25 protein-coding genes are annotated in these 25,481 nt (G+C 58.0%); 9 read left to right on the top strand and 16 right to left on the bottom strand.

What is annotated here, in order from left to right; translation table 11 throughout:
- Positions 1–471: 471 nt before the first annotated feature.
- Positions 472–1,200, top strand: coding sequence for a hypothetical protein (locus K9B37_RS24035; RefSeq protein ID WP_224316312.1), 729 nt, complete (start codon positions 472–474; stop codon positions 1,198–1,200).
- Positions 1,201–1,318: 118 nt separating this feature from the next.
- Here the strand turns inward: K9B37_RS24035 and K9B37_RS24030 are convergent, their stop codons facing one another.
- From K9B37_RS24030 to K9B37_RS23995, 8 genes are all read right to left on the bottom strand, one after another.
- On the bottom strand, positions 1,319–2,833 hold the full coding sequence (locus tag K9B37_RS24030) for a L,D-transpeptidase family protein (RefSeq protein WP_224316309.1): 1,515 nt from the start codon (positions 2,831–2,833) through the stop codon (positions 1,319–1,321).
- A gap of 82 nt (positions 2,834–2,915) precedes the next feature.
- Positions 2,916–3,920 (bottom strand): ABC transporter ATP-binding protein, encoded by a 1,005-nt coding sequence (locus tag K9B37_RS24025; RefSeq protein WP_224316307.1) that lies wholly within the window; start codon positions 3,918–3,920, stop codon positions 2,916–2,918.
- Positions 3,913–4,893 (bottom strand): ABC transporter ATP-binding protein, encoded by a 981-nt coding sequence (locus K9B37_RS24020; RefSeq protein WP_224316305.1) that lies wholly within the window; start codon positions 4,891–4,893, stop codon positions 3,913–3,915. The genes K9B37_RS24025 and K9B37_RS24020 overlap by 8 nt, the downstream gene beginning before the upstream one ends.
- Positions 4,890–5,711: an ABC transporter permease gene (locus tag K9B37_RS24015; RefSeq protein ID WP_224316298.1), complete on the bottom strand. Its 822-nt coding sequence runs from the start codon at positions 5,709–5,711 to the stop codon at positions 4,890–4,892. Before K9B37_RS24015 ends, K9B37_RS24020 begins: the two co-directional genes overlap by 4 nt.
- Before the next feature lie 9 nt (positions 5,712–5,720).
- Positions 5,721–6,656 (bottom strand): ABC transporter permease, encoded by a 936-nt coding sequence (locus K9B37_RS24010; RefSeq protein ID WP_224316296.1) that lies wholly within the window; start codon positions 6,654–6,656, stop codon positions 5,721–5,723.
- Between the two features lie 79 nt (positions 6,657–6,735).
- The gene (locus tag K9B37_RS24005) at positions 6,736–8,283 is read right to left on the bottom strand and encodes an ABC transporter substrate-binding protein (protein WP_224316318.1); all 1,548 of its coding nucleotides are present in this window, start codon (positions 8,281–8,283) and stop codon (positions 6,736–6,738) included.
- Positions 8,284–8,436: 153 nt separating this feature from the next.
- The gene (locus tag K9B37_RS24000; protein WP_224316294.1) at positions 8,437–10,071 is read right to left on the bottom strand and encodes an amidohydrolase; all 1,635 of its coding nucleotides are present in this window, start codon (positions 10,069–10,071) and stop codon (positions 8,437–8,439) included.
- Positions 10,072–10,138: 67 nt separating this feature from the next.
- Positions 10,139–11,608 (bottom strand): M81 family metallopeptidase, encoded by a 1,470-nt coding sequence (locus K9B37_RS23995; protein ID WP_224316291.1) that lies wholly within the window; start codon positions 11,606–11,608, stop codon positions 10,139–10,141.
- Positions 11,609–11,754: 146 nt separating this feature from the next.
- Here K9B37_RS23995 and K9B37_RS23990 point away from each other — a divergent pair, with 146 nt between their 5' ends.
- Complete coding sequence (locus tag K9B37_RS23990; RefSeq protein ID WP_224316289.1) at positions 11,755–12,669, top strand: LysR family transcriptional regulator; 915 nt, start codon at positions 11,755–11,757, stop codon at positions 12,667–12,669.
- Between the two features lie 399 nt (positions 12,670–13,068).
- On the opposite strand, the gene K9B37_RS23985 is transcribed toward K9B37_RS23990, so the two are convergent.
- The 8 genes from K9B37_RS23985 to K9B37_RS23950 form a co-directional block, all read right to left on the bottom strand.
- Complete coding sequence (locus tag K9B37_RS23985; protein WP_224316286.1) at positions 13,069–13,497, bottom strand: pyrroline-5-carboxylate reductase dimerization domain-containing protein; 429 nt, start codon at positions 13,495–13,497, stop codon at positions 13,069–13,071.
- Positions 13,488–13,898, bottom strand: a complete 411-nt coding sequence (locus K9B37_RS25035) for a pyrroline-5-carboxylate reductase family protein (RefSeq protein ID WP_369414421.1) — start codon at positions 13,896–13,898, stop codon at positions 13,488–13,490. Before K9B37_RS25035 ends, K9B37_RS23985 begins: the two co-directional genes overlap by 10 nt.
- Before the next feature lie 106 nt (positions 13,899–14,004).
- The gene (locus tag K9B37_RS23975; protein WP_224316283.1) at positions 14,005–14,448 is read right to left on the bottom strand and encodes a VOC family protein; all 444 of its coding nucleotides are present in this window, start codon (positions 14,446–14,448) and stop codon (positions 14,005–14,007) included.
- Between the two features lie 90 nt (positions 14,449–14,538).
- On the bottom strand, positions 14,539–15,189 hold the full coding sequence (locus K9B37_RS23970; protein WP_224316281.1) for a GntR family transcriptional regulator: 651 nt from the start codon (positions 15,187–15,189) through the stop codon (positions 14,539–14,541).
- A 35-nt stretch (positions 15,190–15,224) separates the two neighbouring features.
- The gene (locus tag K9B37_RS23965; protein ID WP_224316314.1) at positions 15,225–15,995 is read right to left on the bottom strand and encodes an amino acid ABC transporter ATP-binding protein; all 771 of its coding nucleotides are present in this window, start codon (positions 15,993–15,995) and stop codon (positions 15,225–15,227) included.
- Between the two features lie 7 nt (positions 15,996–16,002).
- A complete protein-coding gene (locus K9B37_RS23960; RefSeq protein ID WP_224316280.1) occupies positions 16,003–16,857 on the bottom strand; it encodes an amino acid ABC transporter permease in 855 nt (284 codons plus the stop codon).
- Positions 16,858–16,872: 15 nt separating this feature from the next.
- Positions 16,873–17,745, bottom strand: coding sequence for an ABC transporter substrate-binding protein (locus K9B37_RS23955; protein ID WP_224316278.1), 873 nt, complete (start codon positions 17,743–17,745; stop codon positions 16,873–16,875).
- Positions 17,746–17,815: 70 nt separating this feature from the next.
- Positions 17,816–18,445, bottom strand: a complete 630-nt coding sequence (locus tag K9B37_RS23950) for a gamma-glutamylcyclotransferase family protein (protein ID WP_224316276.1) — start codon at positions 18,443–18,445, stop codon at positions 17,816–17,818.
- A gap of 215 nt (positions 18,446–18,660) precedes the next feature.
- Between K9B37_RS23950 and K9B37_RS23945 the strand changes: the two genes are divergently transcribed.
- The 7 genes from K9B37_RS23945 to K9B37_RS23915 form a co-directional block, all read left to right on the top strand.
- Entirely contained in the window at positions 18,661–18,939 is a 279-nt protein-coding gene (locus K9B37_RS23945) for a hypothetical protein (RefSeq protein ID WP_224316274.1), read from the top strand.
- Positions 18,940–19,540: 601 nt separating this feature from the next.
- Positions 19,541–20,611: a LacI family DNA-binding transcriptional regulator gene (locus K9B37_RS23940; RefSeq protein ID WP_224316273.1), complete on the top strand. Its 1,071-nt coding sequence runs from the start codon at positions 19,541–19,543 to the stop codon at positions 20,609–20,611.
- 87 nt (positions 20,612–20,698) lie between these two features.
- Positions 20,699–21,988, top strand: a complete 1,290-nt coding sequence (locus K9B37_RS23935) for an ABC transporter substrate-binding protein (RefSeq protein WP_224316271.1) — start codon at positions 20,699–20,701, stop codon at positions 21,986–21,988.
- A gap of 45 nt (positions 21,989–22,033) precedes the next feature.
- Positions 22,034–22,975, top strand: a complete 942-nt coding sequence (locus K9B37_RS23930) for a carbohydrate ABC transporter permease (RefSeq protein WP_224316269.1) — start codon at positions 22,034–22,036, stop codon at positions 22,973–22,975.
- A gap of 11 nt (positions 22,976–22,986) precedes the next feature.
- A complete protein-coding gene (locus K9B37_RS23925) occupies positions 22,987–23,826 on the top strand; it encodes a carbohydrate ABC transporter permease (protein WP_224316268.1) in 840 nt (279 codons plus the stop codon).
- A 56-nt stretch (positions 23,827–23,882) separates the two neighbouring features.
- On the top strand, positions 23,883–25,214 hold the full coding sequence (locus K9B37_RS23920) for an alpha-glucosidase/alpha-galactosidase (RefSeq protein WP_224316266.1): 1,332 nt from the start codon (positions 23,883–23,885) through the stop codon (positions 25,212–25,214).
- 77 nt (positions 25,215–25,291) lie between these two features.
- The coding region (locus K9B37_RS23915; protein ID WP_224314140.1) for an ATP-binding cassette domain-containing protein at positions 25,292–25,481 on the top strand (190 nt) is incomplete at its 3' end.

The raw sequence follows: 25,481 nt of genomic DNA, 5'->3' as shown, positions 1-25,481 counted from the left end.
GGGCGAACGTCGTTGCGTCAACGGCAAAGGCGCACGCCGTGAATCCCGTCCCGTCCTTGTCGCGAAGTGTTGCCTCAATGCAATACATCGACACCGCGTGATAAAAGGACTCACGACGATCCGGTCAAGCAGCACAGGCCGACCTGAAACTCATCAAACGAGGAGGCGATGACCAATCCGGATGTACGCGCGTCGGCATGTTCGTCTGCAAAAAATCTCTCTCTAGGTTATATGTCGCAGACAACATTTCGAAATCATATATCTGGATATTTAATACCTCGAATTAATGTATCGTTTCGTTGATGGCAGCCTCAAAGTCCTTCCTCTCTTAAGAGTTAACCTGATGCCCACCTTTCCCTTAGAAAGGTGCTTAATCCATTTGCCGATTCAGGATTTGAACTCTAGGTAAGGCTGAAAGTGTTGCTTTTGCCCAAGGGTGTTCGCCAAATGGTTTCGACAAGACGTTTTCTCATGGCCTCTTCTCTGGCTCGGCTGATCCGGAAAGAGCGTGGCGGCACGCGGGTGACCGAAGGTCATTTTCCGAACCAAGCGGATCGTAGTTCCTACGTTCATATAGAAGGCGACCAGGGAAGCCTCGTTCTCATCACGAATGGACCGGGAGCTCCGATGGAGGAACGTACAGCTGTTCCCCGTTCGCATGCGGAGGCACTGCTCGATGTAACGCCGGGAAAAGTAGATTATGTCCGAACGGATCTGTCGATTGGAAGCCAAGAGGTTCACATCAGTCGGTTCGTCACTCCGGGGCCTTTAGATCTCATTGTTGTGGAATTTGAAGACGGCAACAACGCCAAGGACTTTCGCCCGCTGCCATGGTTCGGACCGGAGGTGACGACGGAGGCTGCTTATCAGAACCGTTCGATCGCCCTCAACGGTCTTCCGCCGGCGTTGGACGTGCCGCTCTCGAACGCGGCGCTTAACAGTCTCCTCGACACGCTGGAGAACCGCTTCAGTTCTTCAAGGCAATTTTCTTATGCGCAGCCGGCGCAGCAGCATGGGGACAATGCCGAGGCGCGCCGCCGCACGCAGCCTTCTGCGGATAAGCCAGCTGCCAATGCTCCCAAACACGGTCAAGTAGGCGCCGGCGCTCATGAGGGGTCGGCAAGCGACGATTTGAATCTCGATATCGAGGACAGCGTCATACGAGAACTCGCACGCTCGTTACGGCCTCAGCAGCGATGATGGGATCCGCATGATTTCACTCTCCGTGGTCATGAAGCGGACAGATCATGGGAAGTGAAATCATTGGTTTTCGTCCAAGCGCGGCAGACGAGATGATGCCGCGTAAGAGGGAATTACTCTAGAAAGCGCGCAGGCTATCTATGCCGAAGTAGCAAATGCCGTCACCCGGGACGGCATTTGCATTCGGAAAGACAATATATCCGTCGGATGGCGCCGTAACGGCTTCGCCATTCGCCCTAAGGGCGATCGTTGCGCCGGACGGGACTGGGTCCCCTGTCTTCCATGTTCCTTCAAGACGGTCACCCTCCTCGCGGCAAAGAATGACGTCGACGATCTGAATCGCCGTCTCCAGCGCACGCGGTGGAGGTGGTGCATCGATGAGCTCAAGATGAGCGAGCGCATTCAGAATCGCCCGATACCCGACATTAACCGCTGCAGGATCATCATGAGTGCCGCACTCGAGCGTGACACCGTACCCGCCAGAGAACCTCATATACTCCGTCGTGCCGACACCCTCGGAAATCGTCTTATTCGGATAACCCAAACGGGCCCTTTCCTTCAGAAAACAGCCATAGACATCCAGCCATCCATGAATGACGACCGAGGTGCCCAGGTGGGCTGCAAACTGCCCTTCTTGCTTCGCGAAACGAAATGGCTCGACTTCACTCGCATTGTCCAGGGGGCCAGCGAAGATGAAAGGTTCACCCGCGCCGCGAAAGGAATGGATGTCGAGAAGGGCATCGTGATCGCGCAGCAGGGCGCAGATTCTATTTCCGACCTTGTCTTCGTAATCCTCCGGAATCGTCTTTTCACGCAGGTCGCGATTGAGATTTCTATCCCCTTCTCGCGTGGCCTGACGATAGGCCTTGATATTCGCGACCGGTACGAAGGTCACTTCGCCCCGGCGGATCGATAGCCGCCCTGCACGACAGTCGGCGATGGCTTTCATGATGGCTTGAGGGCCGCATGTTTCATTACCATGAACAGCGCCCATGATGATCAGTCTCGGACCCCTCTCGAGACCGACGAATCGGACCACTTCCAATGGGCTCTGATCGTCCTTTGCCTGAGGTCTCTTTTCTTCCTGATGGTCGATGTCGATCAGCATGCCAGGTCGCAGGCGCCTAACAAGGTCTGGGATCCGATCCTGAGGAACGCCGATGCACCCAGCCGTTCCTCGCATATCCGCGCGAGCTGCATGAATGAAGAGAGCGCTGCCGCGGCCTGCTTCTGGAACCGCGTCGTTGAAGCCGATCGGGATCACGATCTCAAATAGATTTTCGTCCCTAGACCTTGTCAATCTTTCGTCGGCGCGCTCGCCGTCCGATACATAAACGAGGCGGTTGTAGTTTTCTCCATCCTCTTCCCAGATCATCTCGTTGGACATAGGGACGAACGGGAAGAAAAGATCCTTGCAGAGATCTGAGCGTGTGCCGGCGTCGTAGAAACCATATCGTAATGGGAAGACGCCGATGGGTGTTCGCTTGTCTCCTTCGCGCTTCAGGGAAGCTTGAATCAGCCCGCCGGCGCCGATTGTACAGGGTGTCACCCAGCCATCGATCTCGAGTGTACCGAGATGAGGGACATCCTGCTGCTGGGGAACGCGAACGCGAATTGTGGGAACGCGAGTCATCTTGTCTTTCCGAGTCTATGCCTTGCGAAAGTCCATGTGAGAAAACGATTGTGATCCCACGAACGGGAACGAGTGATGCGATTCAAGGGGCCGTTAGTTTTCCGGCAGAAATTTCGTGAACGCGGCGACAGCGGACAAGATGGTCCGCTCCGATCGCCTCAAGATCAGGTGTCGGCGGAACGCGACACAGATCTCTTGCTTCTGGGCAGCGAGGATTGAAGCCGCAGCCGGCAGGAGGATTGAGTGGATTCGGGATTTCTCCCACGATCTTCATTCCGCGGCTCTGCTTGAATGGATCAGGGATCGCTTCGATCAGAGCGCGCGTGTAGGGATGGCGTGGGGTTGAAAAGATCGTTTTCCAATTTCCGGTTTCGACGATACGTCCGAGATACATGACGGCGACCTTGTCGCTCATATGCTCAACCACGCCGAGATCATGGCTGATCATGATATAGGATAAGCTCAGCGTCTCCTTCAGCTCCAGAAGCAGATTGATGATTTGAGCCCGGATGGAGACGTCGAGAGCCGAGACCGGCTCGTCCAGAACAACGATCTGAGGCCTTAGGATGAGCGCACGCGCGATGCCGATCCGTTGGCGCTGCCCTCCGGAAAATTCATGCGGGAAGCGCTTTGCAACGTCGGCCCGGAGGCCGACATGGCGGAGCATGTCGACGATTCTGTCGTCGATCTCGCTCTTGGCATTGAAGCCATGAAGGCGGAGGGGAGCCTCAAGAGTCTTGCGAACGGTCTGCCGCGGGTTAAGCGACGAGTAGGGATCCTGGAAGACCATTTGCGTTGTGCGGGCGCGAGTCATGCGCCCGACGCTGTCATCGGCAATGTCGTGCCCGTTGACGACGATCCGTCCTCTCGTCGGCTTCTGAAGCCCGAGAATGGAGAGCGCTAAAGTCGACTTGCCGCATCCGGACTCACCGACGAGGCCGAGGCATTCTCCGCGCTTTAGCTCCAAGTCCACGCCATCGACAGCGTGCACGAACCGACGGGGACCTCCCAGGAGGCCGCCGCCGACGGGGAAGTGTACGGCGAGATCCTCGACCTTGAGGATCGTATCTTGGTTCACTTCAGTCATGATGGTGGCACCGCACGTATCCCCCGTGGCGCAGTTCGGTGACAGCCGGATCGTCGACGTGGCAAACATCCGTTGCTGCATAGCATCGGGGATTGAACCGACATCCCACTGGAAAATCTGCTACTGGCGGTACGACGCCTTCGATCTCCTGAAGACGTTTCTGGCCATGTTGCGCACGTGCGCCGAGGAGCGGCAGGGAGGCCACAAGACCCTTCGTATAGGGATGGCTCGGAGTGCGGAAAATGTCCTCTGCAGCGCGGTGTTCCACGATGCGCCCGGCATACATGACGCCGACACGTCGGCACATGTTTGCAATCAGGCCCAGATCGTGACTGATCATCAGCACAGCCGTTCCCTTCGCAGCCGACAGCTCGCGAATAAGATCAAGGATCTCGGCCTGAACAGTCACGTCGAGCGCCGTGGTCGGTTCGTCTGCAAGAAGGAGATCAGGGCCGCACGCAAGGGCGATGGCGATCATTACTCGCTGACGCATGCCGCCCGACAACTGATGAGGATAATCCTTGACGCGGCGATCCGGGGCCGGCACGCGCACGCTGGCCAATGCTTCGATGGCGTGCCGCTCGGCCTCCTTCCAGGTTGCACCTTTATGGAGCACGAACATCTCAGCAATCTGACGGCCGACGGGCGAGAGCGGGTTGAGAGCCGTCATAGGCTCCTGGAAGATCATCGAGATCCGGTTGCCCCTGAGCTTGCGCATCTCCGCTGACGAAAGATTCTGAATATCCTTACCGTTAAAGCGGATTGTTCCTCCAGCCAGCGAAAGGGGAGGTCGCAACAGGCCGATCAAGGCGAGTGCCGTGATGCTCTTGCCGCATCCAGACTCACCGACAAGGCCAAGCGTTTCACCTTTCTCGATCGTGAAAGACACATCTTGAACGGCCGGGAACCGTGCGTTGCCGATAGCAAGATCGATTCGAAGATTCTGAACCTCAAGAAGTGGTTGAGCTGTCATGCGCGGCGTGTCCGCGATTGAGGGTCGAGGATGTCGCGAAGGCCGTCTCCGAGGAGATTGAGCCCAAGAACCGTGACGAAGATCGCAAGGCCCGGAAAGATCGAGATCCAGGGCGCGGTCGTGATCTGATCCCGCGCATCGGACAGCATGCTGCCCCAGCTGGGATAGGGGGGGCGAATCCCAAGGCCTAAGAACGATAGGGACGCCTCCGCAAGAACCGCGCCGCCCATGCCAAGGGTGCCGATCACAATGATGGGGCCCAACATGTTCGGGAGAAGCTGGGTCAGCATGATCCTGACGTCACTGTAGCCCAGGACCTTCGCGGCCTGGACGTAGCCCTGGCTCTTGAGTGAAAGAGCTGAGGCCCGAGCCAGGCGGCAGGTGAATGACCAGTTTGTGAGGCCTAGCGCGATCAGGAGGCTCGTCAGGCCTGGATTGAGAATGGCCATGATCGCGAGAGCGAAGATCAGCGACGGAATTGCTAGCATAAGATTGGTCAAGCCGCTGACGAAGTCATCCCACCAACCGCCCCAGTAGCCTGCTGACAGGCCGAGACACACTCCGATGACCGTATTGATAAGCTGGGAGACGATGCCGACCGTAAGGGAGATCCGGGCGCCATGAAGGACGCGGCTGTAAATGTCGCGACCCTGTGCATCCGTGCCGAACCAGAACTCCGTGTCCGGTGGCAATTCGGCATTCATGAGATTGGCTCCCATGACCGGATCCGTATGCGCCAGCAAAGGAGCGAACAGTCCGGCAATGACGACAAGTCCGAACAGCGCGCCTCCGATCAGCAGATTGGCTCTGAACTTCATCCTGTTGCCTCAGCTATACTTGATGCGCGGATCGATGATGGCGCAAAGAACATCGACTAGCGTGTTGATCACCAGGAAGGAGAGTACGATCAGCAGAATTGCTCCCTGGACGACCGGAATATCACGGAGCGTGACGCTGTCGACCAGAAGAGATCCGAGGCCTGGCCAGGCAAAGAGCTTTTCCACGACGACGGCCTGCCCGATGACGGTGCCGAATTGAAGCCCGATCGTGGTCAGAACGATGACGAGCGCGTTTCGTGCTAGATGCCACTGGACGACCTTCCGCTCGCTCATGCCCTTGGATCGCGCCGTGCGCACGAAGTCCGCATTCATGATCTCTAGGACCGCGGCGCGTGTGGTTCTCGCCAGCAGCGCCAATGGCGCGACGCCCAGTGCTATGGAAGGGAGGATGAGATAGCGCAATCCGCCATCACCGTATCCGAAGCTCGGCAACCAGCCCAGAACCAGGGCAAAAAGATACATCAGCATGAGGCCGAGCCAAAACTTCGGAAGTGATAGCCCGGAGACGGCGCCGACCATCGAAACCGTATCGACCCAACTTCCCGGTCGCAACGCAGCGATGAACCCTAAGGGAACTCCGATGGCGATCGCGAATATCATCGATGCCAGAGTGAGGATGAATGTCGGCCACATGCGTTCGGCCAAAACCTTAGCAACAGGTTGGCGTGTCCGAAACGACATTCCCAGATCGAGCTGAGCCAGTTGCGCCACGTATTTCCCGAAGCGAACATGAACGGGGTCGTTGAACCCGAATTCTTTGTTCATCCGCTCCATGACCTGCGCGTCAATGACGCTCCGCCCGTCGTCGCTCATACTGGAGGCGAACGTTCCCGGAATGACACTGAAAAGGAGAAAGATCAGAAGTGCGACGGCCAGGAGAATAGGAAGTGTCTGCAGGGTCCGTCGCAGAAGAAAAGCTGCCATGCAAGAAATCCATTCCCGGCACCCCTTACGTGAGAGGTGCCGGGACATATGGGTTGATCGTAGCCTTCAATCCAATGTCTTATTTTGCGGCAGGCGACGTCTCGTCGACCCACATTTCTTCATAGTTCTGGATCGCAAGTTCCGTCGCATTCGGCTGCAGGCCTTTGAGCCAGGGCTGGTGAGCCATCACCGCCTTGTTGTAGTTGAAGAACCAGTAGGGAGCTTCCTCGAAAACGATGTTGTTGACCTTCGTCAGATCGTCCACCTTCTTCGCTTGGTCGTTCGTCGCGCCGGCGTCGTCCAGCAACTTGTCGACCTGCTCATTCTTGAAGAGCGTATAGTTGCAAGCGGTCTGAGGCGTTTTCGAATGGAAGCATTTGAGTGCCACCTGCGGGTCGGGTCCGGTGGAGAGAGACCAGATAAAGGCCTGGTATTCGCCCTTGCTGACGACCTCCGACAGAACCGAGCCTTCGACCGGCTTGATCTTCACTTTGATGCCGACTTTCTCAAGCATCGGAATCACCGCCTCGACGATCGGGATGCCCCAGCTCTCATTCGAGGTCGCTGTCCATTCGAATTCGAAGCCGTTCGCATAGCCCGCTTCGGCAAGGAGCTTTTTGGCCTTCTCCGGATCGTATGAATAGGGCTTTACGGATTTGTCGAAGCCGGGGGAGGTCGGCGGCAGCCAGCTTGTAGCCCGGTAGGCCTTGTCCTTCACAAGGCGCTTGATGATCAGATCCGTATCGATGGCGTAGTTGATTGCCTGTCGGACTCTCTTGTCTGCAAACGGCTTGAATGTGGGATTCATGCCCATAACGCGGGTGTAGACTTCCGCAACCTCCAGGAGGCCTTTCGACAATTCCGGATCGCCCTTGTAGGCGACGTATTGCGCAGGACCCAAGATCGATGCATCAATCTCTTTGTTACGGAAGGCAACATCGCGAGCAGAGGCTTCGCCCATGATCATGATCGCTACCTTGTCGGCATAAGGCTGGCCTGATTTATAGAACTTGTCCCAACGCTCCGCTACAAGACGCGATCCAGGTACATATTCTGCGAGCTTATAGGGCCCGAGGCCGATGGGGTTCGCGGCAAAGGAATCCTTCTGCGCCTCCTCTGCGGGATAGATGGAAGTCGTCGCCGTCCAGAAGTAGAATCCTGGATCAACCTTTTCGGTGAGGGTCATCTCGAACGTGCTGTCGTCGATCTTCTTTAGACCGGAGATCGTCTTGGCCTGACCCTTCTCGACTTCGACACCGCCTTTGATCATCCGCGCATAGCGGGCGCCCGGATAGGCTTTCGCGCCGTCCATAAGGTGGTTGAAGGTCCAGATGATATCATCTGCATTCAGCTTGCGGCCGTTATGGAAGTAAGCATCGTCCCGCAACTTGAAGGTATAGGTGAGCCCGTCTTCCGACGCGGTAGCGGACTTCGCAAGTTCAAGGACCGGCTTTCCTGCCTTAGCGTCCCAGTTATAGAGCGAGCGATGGATCGCTTTGGCCCAGATCTCGTCCTGCGCCCGGTTCGAGGTGTGAATGTCGAGATTCGCAAAGCTCGATCCGTAGGGGGCGGTAAAGCGGATCGTTCCGCCCTTGCGAGGCGTTTGCGCCTCGGCAACGCCGCCCATGACGAGCGCGATCGCTGTTGTGATGAAAAGTTTCTTTAGCACGATGGTCCTCCAAAGCTATAGTCGTCGCATGAAAAGAGACGGAATGTCCGTTTCATGCGTATCTCGCACTCGCTCTAGACGAGTGCTCTGGCTCTCCCGGCATATCCCTCTTTAGTTTTTAAGCACGCCGAGACGATCGTGAACGATCGCGCCTCCTCGGATGGTAAGATCGCAATAGGTGTTGTCAAGAATGTCTTCCGGACTGGCTGTGAGGAGATTGCGCGAAAAGACCGCGACATCCGCAAGTTGTCCGGCGACGAGCCGTCCCTTGACGTGTTCAAGCTTCTGCGAAAAGGCTCCGAACTCGGTGTAGGCCTGAAGCGCCTCTTCGATCGACACCACTTCACTGGCATCCATGACGGTGCCTTTCCATGTCTTGCGCGTCAGCATGGCATAGAAATTGGGGAACGGATTGGGTTCGCAGACCGGTGCGTCGCTTCCTGTAGCGGGCTTCAGGCCGAGGTCCATCCAGGTCCTGAAAGGATAGCTTCCGAGCCCTCGATCCTCGCCCAGCACGGAAATATAAGCGTCGCCGAAGTCATAGATGAAGACTTGCTGCGGGCAGGGATAGATCCCCGACGCAATCATTCGCTCATGCTGCTCCGGTGACGAGAAGCCACAATGCTCGATTCGATGGCGACGGTCGGAATCGGGGAGTGCCGCAAGCGCACGCTCGTAGGCCGTGATCAATTGCTCAATGGCGGCGTCGCCAATGGCGTGACATGCCAGCTGATATCCCTTGACATGGGCATCCATGACGAGAGCTTCGACCTCGGTATCCGGCATCATCTGAACACCGATCGTCCGATCATCGCCCAAATAGGGCTCCGACATCCACGCCGTCCGACCGCCAGCCGATCCGTCCAAGAAGAGTTTCACGGCGCCGATCATCAGCATGTCGTCACCCGTTCCCGTGACGAGACCTGCTTCGAAACATTGAGGGACGAGAGATCGACCGGGATCGCCAAGCAGCGTAAGCCATGTGCGGACTGGAAGGCGGCCTTCTCGTTTTGCGCGATGATAGGCTGCGATCTCACCAAAGCCTCCGCGTTGTCCGACTGCCGCATCCATGCAGCTCGTAATACCGTAGGACAACAAGTGGTGACCGCCGCGCTCGATAGCGGCGACGAGCTGCTCTTCGCTCGCAGAAGGGATCACGGCCCAGACCGGTGCGCGTGCATTCTCTGCGAGCAGACCCGTCAATACGCCATTCTGCTGCTCGATCAGCCCCCCGGGCGGAGTAGGGGAGGTCTCATCGATGCCAGCAAGCGCGAGGGCCATTGAATTGCAGATTGAGACGTGCCCGCAGGTGCGGACGAGCATCACCGGGTTGTTCGGTGATGCTTTGTCCAACTCTGTACGGTGTGGATGACGTTGGACATCGAGCTTGGTCTGGTCATAACCGCGCGCCAGAATCCATTCCCCAGGCCGGGTCTGCGAGGCACGGGCCTCGATGCTGGACAAAAGGCCGTCGAGTGTCGGAACGCTCATCGGCTTGGCATCCACCCAGTCCATCATGAGGCCGAGCGAAACAAGGTGTAGGTGAGAGTCGTTCAGGCCTGGCGTTGCGAGGCGGCCATCAAGATTGACCATCTGCGTCGAAGGGCCGATCAGAGGTGCAATGTCACTGTCGCTACCGGTTGCAAGAACGCGGCCCTGCCAAAGAGCGATCGCCTCCACAACTCCTTCATTGCGCCCACACCAAATTGGCCCATTCCGCAGGACGATATCCGCCTTTACTTGCACGACTGTGTTTCCCGTTTCTTGCTGACTTGTGACTTATTTTTCCGTCTTCTCTGTTCCGGCCGTGCCGTCAGATAGCATCGAGTGGCCAGATGGGCCGACGGACCTTTCGATAGGGACGCTCTTTGAAATTGCGTGTCGACAATGCGCCGGTATCGACTTCGAGAACCTCCCGGGCAATCGGTTCGAAGGCTGCGCGGAAATGCTGCATCGACTTCACGATCAGCGTCGATTTGCGCGTGGGGTCGACGCCCAGCGAAGTGAACTGAGCGAGGTCCGTGGCTTGGCCGTTGTTGCTGATCACGATGATTTCAACTCCGCGGACGCGAAGCAGGAGGCTCAGCCCGTAGTTGCGGCGCGCGCCTCCGCCCATGGGACCATAGGCGATGAAGCTTCCGTCCGTGATTGCGACGACGTGTCCCGTCACCTGGAGCGGGCCTCCCCCCATTGTCGGGTCGGTCTTGCCACCCAGCATCAACGTGACCTGATTGCCCACGCCGGCCGCTTGCGCCTGCTGCACGGCTTCTGAATCGCAGATCGCATGGAACCCGACATTCTGAAGATCCGCGTCAAGCGCAGCCTTCAGAAGCGTCGTAGCATCTCCATAGGCACCTGATCCGGGATTGTCGGAGTAATCGGCAATGATCAGGGGTTTCGCCTCACGCGCTTCCGCTTTGGCCTTGGCGATAGCCTCGTCGAGAGGAGTGAAATGAATAGAAGAGAATGTTCGCTGTTCCCACGCGAAGTCCATGAGGTCTTCGGCGATATCGATCGCCACCTTGGAATCGTCAGCCGTGACTGCGACCGAGGGCCCGATGTCGAAGACGTCTGCCGAGGAAAAGCCTGCCTGGACACTGACGACGATCGCCTGTCCCGAAGCTTCAAGTGCATCTCCGCGCCGGAGTAGTTCCATCATCGGCGGCGAAGTCGTCCTGCCGCCGTCCAGGGCATAAAGAATGGGACGCCGTGCCACCGCCACCTTGGGCAGTACTTTCCGCTCAAGAGCCTTCTGAAGGATTTCGGCCGCCTGCCATGTCCGTTCATATTGATCGACATGGGGATAGGTACGGTAGGAAATCAGGACATTGATGTTGTCAGCCATCAGCTGTGTGACCGTTGCATGCAGGTCGAGGACAATGGCAATGGGGATGTCCGGACCAACGCGGGCGCGCAGCCGAGCCAGCAACTCACCCTCACCGTCGTCGTGGCTGGCGGTAGACATCGAACCATGGAGGTGCAGCAAGATGCCATCAATGCCGGCGCCGGCATCGAGGATTCTGCCCGCGAGTGCTTCGAAGCACTCGTTCGTGACGCGGCCCGAGGGATTGGCCGATGCGACAAGCGGATGGACGAGGGTCCAGCCGAACTTTTCGGCGGCCTCGAAAGCGGCGCCCATCGATGTCCGAGTACCACGGAAGGCGTCGGGAATTTCGCTATCGATATAGTAACTCGAATTCCGGAAGGCCGCCTCATCTGTCGGTTGGACGCTGAACGTGTTGGTCTCGTGCATGAATTCAGCGACGAGGATGCGCTGGGCCATTTTGTCCGACCTCTCGGATTGGGTAAGTTTGTTTCTTTTTCCGGCTCATAAGAGAGCCATCTTTGCGGGGATGGTGACAAAGGCGAAAGGATTCTCCAAATATCATTCCTGATACAATTCATTCAAATTTGATATGAATGGGCGCCATGACATTATCCCTACGCCATATCGAAATCTTTCATGCCGTCATGGCCTCGGGCGGAGCCACACAGGCCGCAGCTCTCCTGCGCACCTCTCAGCCAACGGTCAGTCGAGAGCTGAAAGACCTGGAGCGGACGCTCGGCTTCCCCCTATTCTTGCGTAAGGGGCGATATCTTTTGCCGACCGAGGCGGCCCTTTCATTGCATACAGAGGTACGCCGGTCCTTCGCGGGCTTGGAGGAAATCTCCCGCGCTGCCGAGGCGATCCGAGCCAATGCGTCCGTTCACCTCAGCATCGCATGTCAAGCGGCCTACAGCACGACGCTGCTGCCCGGCATCTGCCAGGATTTTCTCAAGGTAAATCCTTCAACGCGCCTGAGAATACGAACCTCCGAACAGGCCGTCATCGTAAACTGGTTAACCAACCATCGATACGATCTCGGAATCATTGAGGCCGACCCGCGCCTGGAAGGACCTGCAGGACAAACCGTGGAAGTTGGCGAGGAATTGTGTATCATCCCCAAGGGACACTTCCTGGCCGACAAGAAGGTCCTCGAACCAAAAGACTTCGAGGATCTCGACTTCATCTACTTCTCCGCTGAAGATGCCTACCGGCGCAATATCGACGCGGTCTTTCATGCCCATAGGGTGAGGCGGCGCCTGCGGGTCGAAGCTTCAACCGCGTCCTGTGTCTGTTCGATGGTCGCACAGGGGCTTGGGGTTTCCCTCGTGAACCCAATCAGCGCCATCTATCATCGCGGCGAGGGCATTGAACTGCGTCGCTTTTCTGTCCGCATCCCCTATCTCGTTGGCCTTTATGGGCCAGCCGATGGAGAGCGATCTGATCTCAGCAATCAGTTTCTGCAGACCTGCGCTGACGCTTTGGAAAGAATCAAGAAAGATCTTGCGCGCGTCACGTGAGGTCACGACGAAGCCCCGGGGCAATAAATCGATCAGGCTTATCTCAAGGGGCTTACCAATCGAGTGGCGCAGACATCACGAACGTTGCGTACCGAGCGGAAAGGAACCTTGGCATTCCGCGTTACGCAATACGGCATGCTTTGTCGAGAGATTGTTGCCTTGGATTCGGAAGAAGGCAGAGAACCTTCATTCCGAAGCAGTTATGTGAAGCGAAACCCGATCTATGCGCGAGGATAAGGTGCTAGATCAACTCGCTAAAAACTGAGAGGACGAAAAATCCCTACTCCAAGGACAAGACAGCTCCGGTGCAGGAAGGCCTCGTGTTGGGCACTACTCATGAAGGGTGCGCCTGTAAGCACGGCCGGTCCATCCCATTAGAAGACACTTAGGCCACGGGGCCTACAATTGACTCAGCATCTGCGATTTCCTTGCCGCTGCCGAGACTGTATCATCCAGAAGAGTCTGCAATTGCCCGGATGCCATCAGGATTTCCAAGCCCGCCTCCGTCGTCCCACCAGGGGACGTGACGCTATGACGAAGCTCTATGGGCAGGCAGTTCGTTCTGTATAGGAGTTCGCCTACGCCCTCGAGTGTCTTTCGAGAGAGCTGTTCCGCAACGGCGTGCGAGAGACCAGCTCGCATTCCGGCCAAGGCGAGGCACTCGGCGAAGTAGCAGGCAAATGCAGGTCCGGAACCAGAAACGGCTGTCGCGGCATCCATCAAGGTTTCACTTTCCAACCATTCTAGGTGACCCACGGCTGTCAGGATATCCGCAGCAAGCTGCACATGTCTGGCGTCGCTCGGCATGTCCTTGATCGCTACCGACATGCCTCGTCCCACAGCGGAAGCCAGGTTTGGCATTGCGCGAACAACCGTACCCGCGTCCGGAAAAGCATGCGCAAGTCGACGATCGTCTTTCCAACCATGATTGAGAGGATCAAGGACTTGGGCTGTATGCGGAATCGGATGCTCTCCACGGCGAATGCTGCAATCTGCGGTTTGACGGCAAGCACAATGACTTCCGCTTTCGGCCGGAGACATGGGTCACCATTAACCGTGATTCTATGCTGACGTTGGATGCTGAGGAGCTCAGGTGTTGGAGATGGATCAATGACCTCAATGGCGGCGGTTGGTATCCCGCTCGCAATCCAGCCCCGTAAGAGGGCCGTGCCCATTCGCTCGCCCCCAAGCAGCAGAGTAGTCGAGTCAAAAAGGCAAGATGATGTCATGGCGTGATCCAATTCGGCATTGATGTGTCACCGAATCCAGCAATCATTGGAACAGACTAAGCGAAAGGGTTTCAACGCCTATTCACGCATCCGCTGAACTAGGTGGCTAGCTTGCCGTTTTACGAATCTCGAGAACGACACCCGCGCCGCGACGCGTGTCGAAGTAGCAGAAACCAGAGTTGTCGGTCCGCTTTCCGCGGGCAATTACACCAAGGCCGAGGGAGCGACCTGTTGCCTCTGCCTCGTCGCGATCCGGGACCTCGAAGCCCAGATGGTAAACTCCTTCGCCATTCTGCTCTAGGAACCGACGCTGAGGCGAATCCAAGGGGCCGGGAGCGCATAGCTGGATTTGGACGTTCTCGAGATTGACGCATTTATAGCGCATCGCATCCGATGCAGCCTTGTTGGGAACTTCGAACTCCACATACGTCCCTGATTTCGGATAATCGAACCAGGGGCCGACACCGAGCTCTTCGTAATAGGCAACGGCTTTGTCCAAGTCGTTTACAACGATGCAGACATGATGAAGCTTGTTGAACAGGGGGGGCATTACTCTCGGCCTTTCTAAGCGATGGCAGCGTTCATCCAGCTGCTGCGGCATTCGGCTTCTCGGGCTTCGCTCGCAAAAAACTGGATTGCTTCAGAACTGGAGGGCGGGCTCAACGATGGCCATCGTTGCCTCAACGTGCTCACGTGCAGCTCTATCGGCAGTGTCCTCGTCATGATCGATCAAGGCTTGAACGATGCGGCGGTGCTGTATGTTCATTTGAATGAGCTCTTGCTCCGCAAACAGAATGGGAACTCGCAGCATCCAATAGTAGAATTGAGTACGCTCATGAAACTGCGCCAGGAAGACGTTGTTCGCACTCTCCACGATACGAGCGTGAAACGCGGTATTCATCCGGTTCAGCTCGGGCCGTGTGAGCGTGCTGGCTGGCTCCATGGCCTCTATCAGCGCAAGTAGTTCGTCGCAGGTCTCACGGGAGATATGGCGTGCCGCCAGGCGTGCGGTTGCGCCCTCGATCGCGGCGCGACTTTCGAAAATCGCATGAACTTTGCTGCGGTCGACATCCTGGACGATCCAACCACGCTCTCGGGCCAGGAAGCCCTCGCCCTGAAGGAGCAGAAGTCCCTCGCGGACCGGAGTCCGCCCTACACCGAGGGTCTCGCACAGATCTTCCTCGACGAGCCTCTGACCAGGCTTGAGTTCCGCAGCCAGGATCATGCTGCGAAGCTTTGTGCGCACATCCGTGGCGATTGAATCCCCTGGCGATGACTTCCTGCTACTCATGATTCAGTATCCGGTTGGTCCGATTGATCCATATCTCAATGAGCCGAAATTCGGGAGAGAAACTGCTTAGCCCGGTCGCTGCGCGGACTTGCGAAGAATTCGTTCGATGGCCCATCCTCCACGATCCTGCCGCTTTCCATGAAGATCACGCGATCGGCGACGTCTCGGGCAATGCCCATGTCGTGGGTTGCAATCAACATCGTCTGACCTTCTTCGGCCAGGGCCTTGATCGTGACGACAACCTCCTGGGCGAGCTCAGGATCGAGGGCGCTTGTTGGCTCGTCGAGGAGCATGACCTTTGGTGACATCGCGAGCGCCCGCGCGATGGCGACACGTTGCTGTTGCCCGCCAGAAAGTTGGGACGGGTACGAATCCCCTTTCTGGCCAAGACCTACCTTCTCCAAGAGATTGAGTGCGATCTGGCGTGCCTTGTCTTTGGGCATGTTCAGCACATGCACAGGCCCGCTCATGACGTTTTGGAGCGCCGTGAGATGGCGAAACAGATTGAAGCTTTGGAATACCATGCCGATTGACTGGCGCTGCCGGCTTATCTCGACATCGGAAAGCTCGTAAAGCCCATCACTGCGTTCGCTGTATCCGATCAGGCTTCCATGAACGTAGATTCTGCCCGCAGTAATGGTGTCCAGATGATTGACGCAGCGCAGAATGGTCGATTTGCCCGCTCCCGAGGGGCCGAGCAGCGCTACGACCTCTCCTGGGGCGACATCGAACGAAACGTTCGTCAACGCTGCGTAGGTTCCCCACGCCTTCGAGATGTCCATGACGGAAACAGCGGCTTTCATCATCATGTCCTTATCGCTGCGGAAAGAGTTTTTCGAGAGTCGTCTGCAACGCAGTCGCAAAGGCCGTCATGACCAAGTACCAGATTGCGGCGACCGCGAGCAGTTCGACTACGCGGAAGTTGGACGAGTAGATGTCGGTCGCAATCCGCAACAACTCGAGATAACCTACGGCCGACGCAAGCGACGTAGATTTCAGAAGCATGATGTACTGATTGCCGGCGGCTGGAATGATAATTCGGCCAGCCTGCGGAATTACCACTTGCTGAAGCACCTTTTTCTGAGTCATGCCAAGGGCGCGGGCTGCGGCGCGCTGACCCTGATCGACAGCGAGAATGCCGCCCCGGATGATCTCACTCATGTAAGCACCTTCGGCCAAGCTCAGTCCTGCAAGGGCTGCAATGAAGGGGGTTACGACCGCGGTGGTGGGCATGCTGACAAGGGGCGCATCCATGAAAGGCAGCCAGATGGTGATTGTCTTGAACATGATCGGCACTGCATTGAACCAGAAGATCAACTGGATCAGCATGGGTGTGCCGCGGAAGAGATATACGTAGGTCGAAGAGAGAGCGACGAGAATGAGATTGCCGCTCACGCGCATGAGAGCGGCCACGAAGCCGATCGCTGTTGCGATGAGGAGAGCCAGGGTTCCAAGGACGATGGCGTTGAGCGCACCTGTCAGGATGAGCGGGCTGAACAGATAGTCAAGGAACACCGGAAGATCGAGGATCCGAGCCTGGATGCCCGCCGCGACAATTGTCGCGACGAGCAGGAGAGCCGCTGCACCAAGGAGCCACGAGCCCCATCGCCGTCGATGGATGATCGGGAGTTCCGACGCTGTCGCGATGTGGGACGTCACCATCGTCATGACCCGTGGTCCTGTTTACCGGCGCTTGCTGGCAGGCAGGTTAATCGAGATCTCGGATAGTACCGCGCCATCGACCCCCCACTTAGCCATAATGGCCTTGTACGTGCCGTCCGCGACCATGGCTTGCGTCGCTTTCTGTACGGCATCACGCAGGCCGGTGCGTTGCTTCGCGAAGCCCCATGACGTGATGTAAGGCGTGAGAATGTAGTTGTCGCCGGCAATCTTGTAGCGTCCAGGGAATTGCGACATCATGTAGACAAGGGCAGGAAAGTCCCCCAGATAGCCATCGACGCGCTTGAGATCGAGCTGCATCCGGGCATCTGGAGCCGAGGGTAGTTGCTCTGCCCGAATGGGCTGCGATCCTTTGGCCACACAGCCTTCCGAAGCCTTCTCAACGGCGGCCATGATCACGCGGCCGCCCAGCAGGGTTGCAGTGCCCTTGCCGCAGAAGTCGTTGATCGTCTTGTACTGACCGGCTTCCTCGCTGCGGACGAGAATGCTCCCGCCCGAAAGCATGTAGTTGACGAAGTCCAGCTTTTCTTCGCGCTCCTCAGTATCGCTGATTCCGCCTGAAGCTACATCGAAACGATCGGCCTCGATCCCCGGAATCAGGGCGGCATATTCGGCCTGGATGTACTCTAGCTTCAGGTTTAGACGCTTGGCGACCTCGGCCAGGAGATCCGCGCTCGCTCCCGTCACGGACTGCTTCCCCGGCTCCCGGAATTCGATGGGGGGGAAGGTCTGCTGCGAGCCCACCTTGAGCGTTCCACGTGCCCGAATGTCCTGTGGAACGAGCGAGGCTGCATCCTGGGCGTTGGACGCGGCTGACCCGAGGCAATGCAATGCAACTGTGCCCACGAGAATGAGGATAGACCTTGTAAGCTTCATCGTGATGTTCCCTGCCGTTTTTGTGGATCGACGAAGGGGCGGCAGATTTGTCGCCTGCCGCCATGGGAGGTCAGCGAGATGCCGCGCTGCGGCCCGGGATGGCCGAAGGGTTCGGACGGTCTGCGCGGGGGCACGGCGCGGCCGCGTCAAACACGGCTTGGACTTGAGCAATGTAGTCTTCCGGGAAATTCCATTGCCTCATTCCGGTCGGGATATGCTCCCAGTAGAAGTTCGGCGGTCGCATGGCGACTCCGGGAGTGATGAGCCGGTACGTCCAGCAGTCGTAGGTTTTGCCGTCGTCGCCGTAGACCGTGACGCAGCAGCGCTCGAAATCGTCATAGTCCTCCTCGAAGTGCTTGGCATCGTGCTCGAAGACCACTCCTAGGGCCTTCTTTCCCCAGGCTTCGGCTGTGTTCGAGAAGTGGCACCAGCCGCGGTCGGTACGCTCGGCGGCCGCATGGAACCTCAATTCATGATTGGCAGCATAGCCTTTCGTGATGGGCTTGGCTGCCGGCATGAAGCGCTTGACTTCGACGTCATCGAGCCAGGTGCAGTATCCGAAATAGTACATTGTGTCCTCGAGTGTGACGGATCCATTCCACCGAGCGCCATGCGCCACCAGCCTCGACCGCGTCAGGCGAGGCGCATAGATCGGCATCTCCAACTGAACGCTCGCAAAGGTCCAAATTAGCAGATACATTTTCGTATATTTCTTCGTATATTGAGTCAATGCCCGTTTAAGCCGTTCAGCCATTTGCTCAGTCATCGTGAATGCAGCGTTGGAAGGTCAGCTCGCCTGGATTACGCGCCCACCGCGGCATCTGTGTATGGTCATTCCCGACCTCCGACGGTCGCGGGCAGCGGCGTGCTTTGAAGGTGGCTCGGATAGCAACTGGCGAACGCGGATGCCGGTCGATGGAGAACGTTGCAATGATACTCAGCTTCGCGGACACACACAGTTACCCTGGATGCCGGGTATCCATTCGAGAGGGCAGCGCAACTGACCAGGAAAAGGTACTTGCTGAGTTCAGCGATGGCGTCACCGTACTGTCGGTTCTCGAGCAGGTCGGTGAGCACGACATCACATTGAGAATCGGGTCGTATCGAACGCTCCGTGGAACCAATATCAAAGAGAAGGTCTGGATACTGAAACGCAGTTCGGATCGGGAATGGAGGGTGGTGAGGAAGGCTTGATGGTCTTGTTGCGTAGAAATGGCCCTGCGAAGCAGCCCGTTTGCAGCCGGAGGTACGCGCGCACCCAGTCGGTTCTACCCTGAAGCAAGGCTACATAGGACGGTCAGCTCTTGGCACGTTCCGGAAGTAGGTAGATGGTCCGCCTTTGCGCAGTGAGCGGTCCTTTACGTGGGTGCGCTTTAGCACTGCTTATGAGCCGAAAAGGAAATTCACTCGTACAGGTGAGGTCCTCAGGTACGTTCTTGAACCCAATGACCTTTGAAATGAGCCAGCCGGATGGCCAGGCCAAGCTCGGTCAAGGGCGGTGCACAATCAGTTTGGACACCGGGGAAGTCTGAAATGACCTGCTCAGCGGATTGCCATCAACTTCGCTCCCAGAGAATTTCTCTGTCTCTACCAAGCACTTTGACACGGCCAAGATCCAGGAGCCCCGAGACAGCAGGCGTGTGACATTGGGTGGGCAGCCCCGAATGATCATCCTGATCGCGTCCTTCACCTTCCTTCGACAATAGTTCAAAGCCGGGTTGGAACGAATGCCGTTGACAAGACGCCGGAGTTGCTAAAACCTTTAGGCTAATACGTTTAAGCAAAATGAGCTTCGGTGGACCAGCGCAAGGCAAGCAACGCAAAACGAGGAGGCGCACCAACCAGCGCGGATGTGGCGCGGCTGGCTGGAGTATCCCAGGCAACGATTTCCCTCGTGCTGAACGGAAGGGCCAGCAAGGTCCGGATCTCGGAAGAGACCCGAAAGAGGGTCATTTCGGCCGCGGCGCAACTTGGCTACACGCCAAACCACGCAGCTCGCAGCCTGCGGCAGCGCAGCACGAAGATCATCACCTTCGTCCTGCCGACCCTGGAAAATCCCTACTACTCGGATATCGTCAGTGCCGCCCAGATCGCCGCGCAGCAGCACGGTTACGCTGTCTCAGTCATCCCAGCGAGGACCAAACCTGGAGAGTTCCACGCCCTGTCTCTCCTCCAAGGCGCTGCCTTCGACGGCATCGTAGTGGCAGGCCGCGAGAACTGCGCCGCCCCCGAACTCCTGCAGCTGGCGGCACGGGGCGTGGCCGTGGTGGCCCTCCAGGAGCGCAGCCCGGATCCGTCCATCTACAGCGTCAGCGTGGACCTCGAGGCGGGCGGCTACCTGGCAACCCGGCATCTGATCGAATTGGGGCACCGTCGCATTGCCCATGTCATGGAAGAATTGCCTCGGCCCGATACTTGGCGGGACCGCGTCGACGGCTATCGGCGCGCGCTGGCGGAAGCAGGCTTGCCCCTCGATCCCTCCCTGGTCGTGATCACTGAGAACTCGATGGCTGGCGGCTGCAAGGCCATTGAGCAACTCCTTCTCGACCGGCAGCGTCCGACGGCGGCCTTCATGTACAACGACCAGATGGCCGTCGGGGCGCTGCACGCGCTACGCACGCATGGATTAAGGGTTCCGGACGATTTCGCGGTGGTGGGGTTCGATGGGCTGGCCATGGGTCAGTTCACGGCACCGCCCCTCACCACCATTGATCATCCGCGCAGGGACATTGGGCGCATCGTTATCGAGACCCTCATCGGCGCCATCGAGAAAGGGTCGCTTGAGGTCAAGCAGCACTTGCTCCCGGTCAAACTTCTCGTTCGGGAATCATGTGGTGGACTGGAGGCTCCGAACCAAAAGCCGTGATGATCTCAAGCAGAATGAGCGGCGAACCTGCGCGACAGAAAGCAGGACGGCGTTTGGTCAAAGCATAACAGATGCAAGGAGGAAACGATGACGCGAACATTCGACCGGCGAACGATCTTGAAGACCGGGTTGGGAGTGAGTGCCGGCCTCGCAGTGAGCGGGCGGGTCAGCCGAGGACTAGCGCAAAGCCCGGTGAAGCTCACCATGGCGGTCTGGGGTGGCAAGGCGGAGCTCGATGCCTACAACCAAGTGATCACCAAGTACCAAGCGGTCCATCCGAACGTGAGCATTCGGCTCGACGTGCTACCATCTGGACAATTCTACCAGCAGATCGACACGAAGCTGGCGGGCCGGCAAGCGCCGGACCTGTTCCGCGCCACCTATCAGCAGGTGGGCCGCTACGCCATGAGCAAGGCGGCCGTCGATCTGAGCCAGTACATCGATCCCAATTACGGCGCCGCCTTTACGCCGGCCGTCTGGAGCGCCGTTACCTATCAGGGCAAGCCCTACGCGCTCCCGCACCATACCGATACCTTCGCGCTATTCTACAACGCCGACCTGCTCGACAAGGCCGGCGTGGCGGTGCCCACGAGCCTGGATCAGGCCTGGACCTGGGACCAGTTCACCAAAGTCGCGCGCCTGCTCAAAGAGAAGTCCATAGGCTCCTATCCATTCGCCATGGGCTGGAGCGCGAATGCTGTTCATCGTTGGATGATCTTCCTCTACCAGCACGGAGGGCGGCTCCTCAGCGAGGACCTGAAGTCGCCTCAAGGTGGCTCCCCAGCTCTCGTCGAGACGATCGCGTGGACGCAGAGCTGGTTCAAGGACGGCCTGGTTCCTCCCAGCACGTCCCTGAAGACCGCGGAGCCCACTCAGAACCTGTTCGCCAACGGCACGATCCCGATGATGCTGAACGGCAACTGGCAGATCCCGTTCGTGGACCAACAGGCGAAATTCAAATGGGGCGTCACCTATCTGCCGCGCGACGTCGCTATGGCTGACGATATGGGCGGCACTTGCATGGCCGTCTCGCGCGACAGCAAGAATCCTGACATCGCGGCCGACTTCCTCAAGTTCCTCGTGAACGAGGAGAACATGCGTGAGTACGTCAGCTCGGCGCAGTTCCTGCCAGTTCGCACGTCGCTCGTCGGGAGCGGCCTCCGGTTCCCGCTGCGTAGTGATGAAATGAAGGTGTTCATCGAGCAGACGAAGACCATCCCGGAGCATCTCGTCGGCACGGTCATCATGCCAACCTGGGGCAAGTTCGCCTCCAAGCTGACGGATGAGCTCGATCTTGCCTTCACCTCCGGCCAATCGCCCGAGCAGACCGCCAAGAACATCGAGGCACATGTGAAGGGGATTTTGCTGTCGGCGTAAGAGCCCGACATCAACCCTCCGACTCCTCTCATGGCGGACGACACCATGGCAGATCTTTCCATGATATCCCTGAGGGAGCGGGATGAGACGATCACCAGCCGGATTTCCGGCTGGTGGCGCTCTTCCCGGTCTCGCCTGACCCCGTATATTTTCATCGCGCCGAACCTGCTGCTGTTCTCGGTTTTCGTATTTTTCCCCCTTTTGTACGCAGCTTACATCAGCGTGCATCAGTGGTCGCTGATCGATACTCCTGAATTTGTCGGCGCACAGAACTACACCCGGCTCCTGACTGACGGTCAGTTCTGGCAGTCGCTGAAAAACACTGTTGTCTTTTCGGCCGCGACGGTCCCTACGAGCCTGATCCTCGGCTTGATGCTGGCCATCGGCCTCAACCGGCACATGGCGGCGCGGACGCTGCTGCGCAGCATCTACTTCCTGCCCGTCGTGGTCTCCAGTGTGGCGACCGCCATCATTGCCGCGTGGTTGTTCAACGACAACTATGGCGTCATCAACGCGGTGCTGAAGCAGGTCGGTGTGGGACGCGTCGCTTGGCTGTCGACGCCGCAATGGGCGCTCCCGTCCATCATCCTGACAACCCTTTGGGTCCGTAGCGGATTTTGCATGGTCGTTTACCTGGCAGCCCTCCAGTCCATCTCGCCGAGCTACTATGAGGCGGCCGTGATCGACGGCGCCTCCCGCCCACAGCAGTTCCGCTATGTGACATGGCCTCTGCTCCGGCCCACCACCTTCCTCCTATTGATCCTGAACGTCATCTACTCGTTCCAGGTCTTCGACCTGATCTATGTCATGACCGGTGGCGGCCCCGGATTCTCGACTACGATGATCGTCCAGTACATTTACCGAGCGGCTTTCGCGAATTCCGAGATGGGCTATGCGAGCGCGATGGGAATGGTCCTCTTCGTGCTGGTCCTCCTCTTCACCGTGATCCAGTGGCGGATCAACCGCCGGACCGAGCAATTCGTCTAGGAGAGCGCATCATGATGGTCACGACGAGTCCTGAACGCCGACGCCTCGAAACCATTGGACTCTGGCTTCTCCTGGCCGCCGGCGCGGTGGTCATGATCTTCCCAATCTATTGGATGTTCGTCACCGCAATCCGGCCGCGGGACGAAATCTTCAGCGGGAGCGTCAACCTCATGCCGACCGGTTGGGTGTGGAAGAACTTCGCCGATGCACTGCACCACATGCCGTTCCTGACATGGGCCGGAAACTCCCTTGTGATCGCCGTGGTCGCGGTGGTGATCACGGTCAGCCTCAACCTGCTATGTGGCTATGCCTTCGCCAAGTTCCGCTTTGCCGGTCGGGACATCCTGTTCATCGGTATCATCAGCGCCCTCATGATTCCGATCCAGGTGATCATCGTGCCGCTCTTCCTGGTGGTTTCCGACCTCGGGCTGCTCAACAGCTATTGGGGCGTCATTCTCCCGCGCGCGGCCGAGGCGTTCGGCATCTTTATGGTGCGTCAGTTCATGGTCAGCATCCCGGACGAGCTACTCGAGGCGGCGCGCCTCGATGGGGCGAGCGAACTGACTATCTTTCTGAAGGTCGTCCTTCCGCTGTCGAAGCCGATCATCGCGGTCCTGATCATCTTCACCTTCATGTGGCGCTGGAATGATTTCGTCCTTCCGCTCGTGATACTGACCGATCAGGATATGTACACGGTGCAGGTCGGGATGAATCTTCTCAAGGGGCAGTATAACACGGAATGGACTGACCTCATGGCCGTCGCCCTGCTGTCTCTGACACCAATGCTCGTGATCTTCGTCTTCTTCCAGCGACAACTGATTCAGGGCATCGCCGGGACCGGTCTGAAATAGTCTCAACGGCTTCTTCCATCCGAAACCTAACCCCCCACCCGCAGTGAGAGAAACCCATGTTCAAAGTGGCCATGATCGGCGCCGGAAGCGTCGTGTTCGTCAAGAAGCTCCTTACGGATATCCTTGGTCTACCTGATCTTCACGATGTCACGATCTCCCTGCACGACATCAACGCGGAGCGCCTGGAGACCGCCGGCATGATGGCGCGCTGGACCGCGGAGCAGTTCGGGGCCAATGCCAGGGTCGAGGAGCACCTGGACCGACGGGCAGCCCTCGCCGATGCCGACTTCGTCATCAACATGGTCCAGATCGGCATGCACGAGGCAACGCTCCTCGACTTTGAGATCCCCCGCAAGTACGGTCTCAAACAGACAATCGCGGATACGCTCGGCATCGGCGGCATCTTCCGTGGACTGCGGACGATCCCGTTCATGGTGGACATGGTCGGCGACATGCGCGAGCTCTGCCCGGATGCGCTGCTCCTCAACTACACGAATCCGATGAGCATCCTGACCCAGGCCGTCTATGAGGCTTTCCCTGAACAGAAAGTGGTCGGCCTCTGCCACAATGTGCAGAATACCGCCGCAGACTTGGCAGAGTACCTGAACGTGCCGGTGGAGCGCCTGTCCTACGACTGCGCGGGCATCAACCACCAAACCTGGTTCCTCAAGCTGCGCATCGATGGCGAAGACGCCTATCCGCGTCTGTGGCAAGCCATGGAGGATCCGCAGATCTTCGCCAAGGACAAGGTCCGATTCGAGCTCATGCGCTCCTTTGGCTGGTTTGTCAGCGAGTCGAGCGAGCACAACGCGGAATACACGCCATACTTCTTGAAGCGGGATGATCTTATTGCCGAGTACGATGTGCCCGTTGACGAGTATATCCGCCGCAGCGAGCGCAACCTGGGCCGATACCAGGATACGCGCAAGCAACTCCTCGCCGGTGAGAGCTTCCCGCTTGAGCGCAGCGTCGAGTACGGATCTCAAATCATCCATGCAATGGTCACCGGCGAACCCGAGGTGATCTATGGGAATGTGAAGAACACCAAGCTCATCGAGAACCTTCCAGAGGACTGCTGCGTGGAGGTTCCGATCATCGTCGACCGCAACGGCCTGCGCCCTTGCCACGTCGGCAAACTGCCACCAGAGCTCGCCGGCTACTGCGCACCCCATACCTTTGTGCAGGACCTGACCGTGAAGGCAGCGCTCCAGGGCAGCCGGGATCGGGTCCATCGGGCGGTCCTGCTCGACCGTCATGCGGCCAGCGTCCTGTCGATCAAGGAGATCAGGGCTATGGTGGAAGAACTGATCGAAGCCCACGGCGACGCCATGCCGGAAGGCATCCGTAACTCCTTGAGGGCATCTGAGAAGGCGAAACGCTACGCCTGATCCTTTTCATGCGGCGGGAGATTACTTCGCCCGCGGCATCCAACCAGACCAGAGACAAGGATGCAGAGGGATAAGTCATGGCTTCGGTTGAGATTCGAGACGTTAGAAAGGCTTATGGCGCAACCCAGGTTCTGCATGGAGTGTCTGTTGACATTGCGGATGGCGAGTTTGTGATCCTGGTGGGTCCGTCGGGGTGCGGAAAGTCGACGCTGCTGCGGATGGTGGCAGGGCTGGAGAACATCACCGGCGGCGAAATCCGCATCGGTC

The sequence above is a fragment of the Microvirga puerhi genome, from assembly GCF_020089865.1.
Taxonomy (GTDB): Bacteria; Pseudomonadota; Alphaproteobacteria; order Rhizobiales; family Beijerinckiaceae; genus Microvirga; species Microvirga puerhi.
Note: the sequence above shows the minus strand (reverse complement) of the source record. Positions and strands in the feature narration are given on the sequence as shown.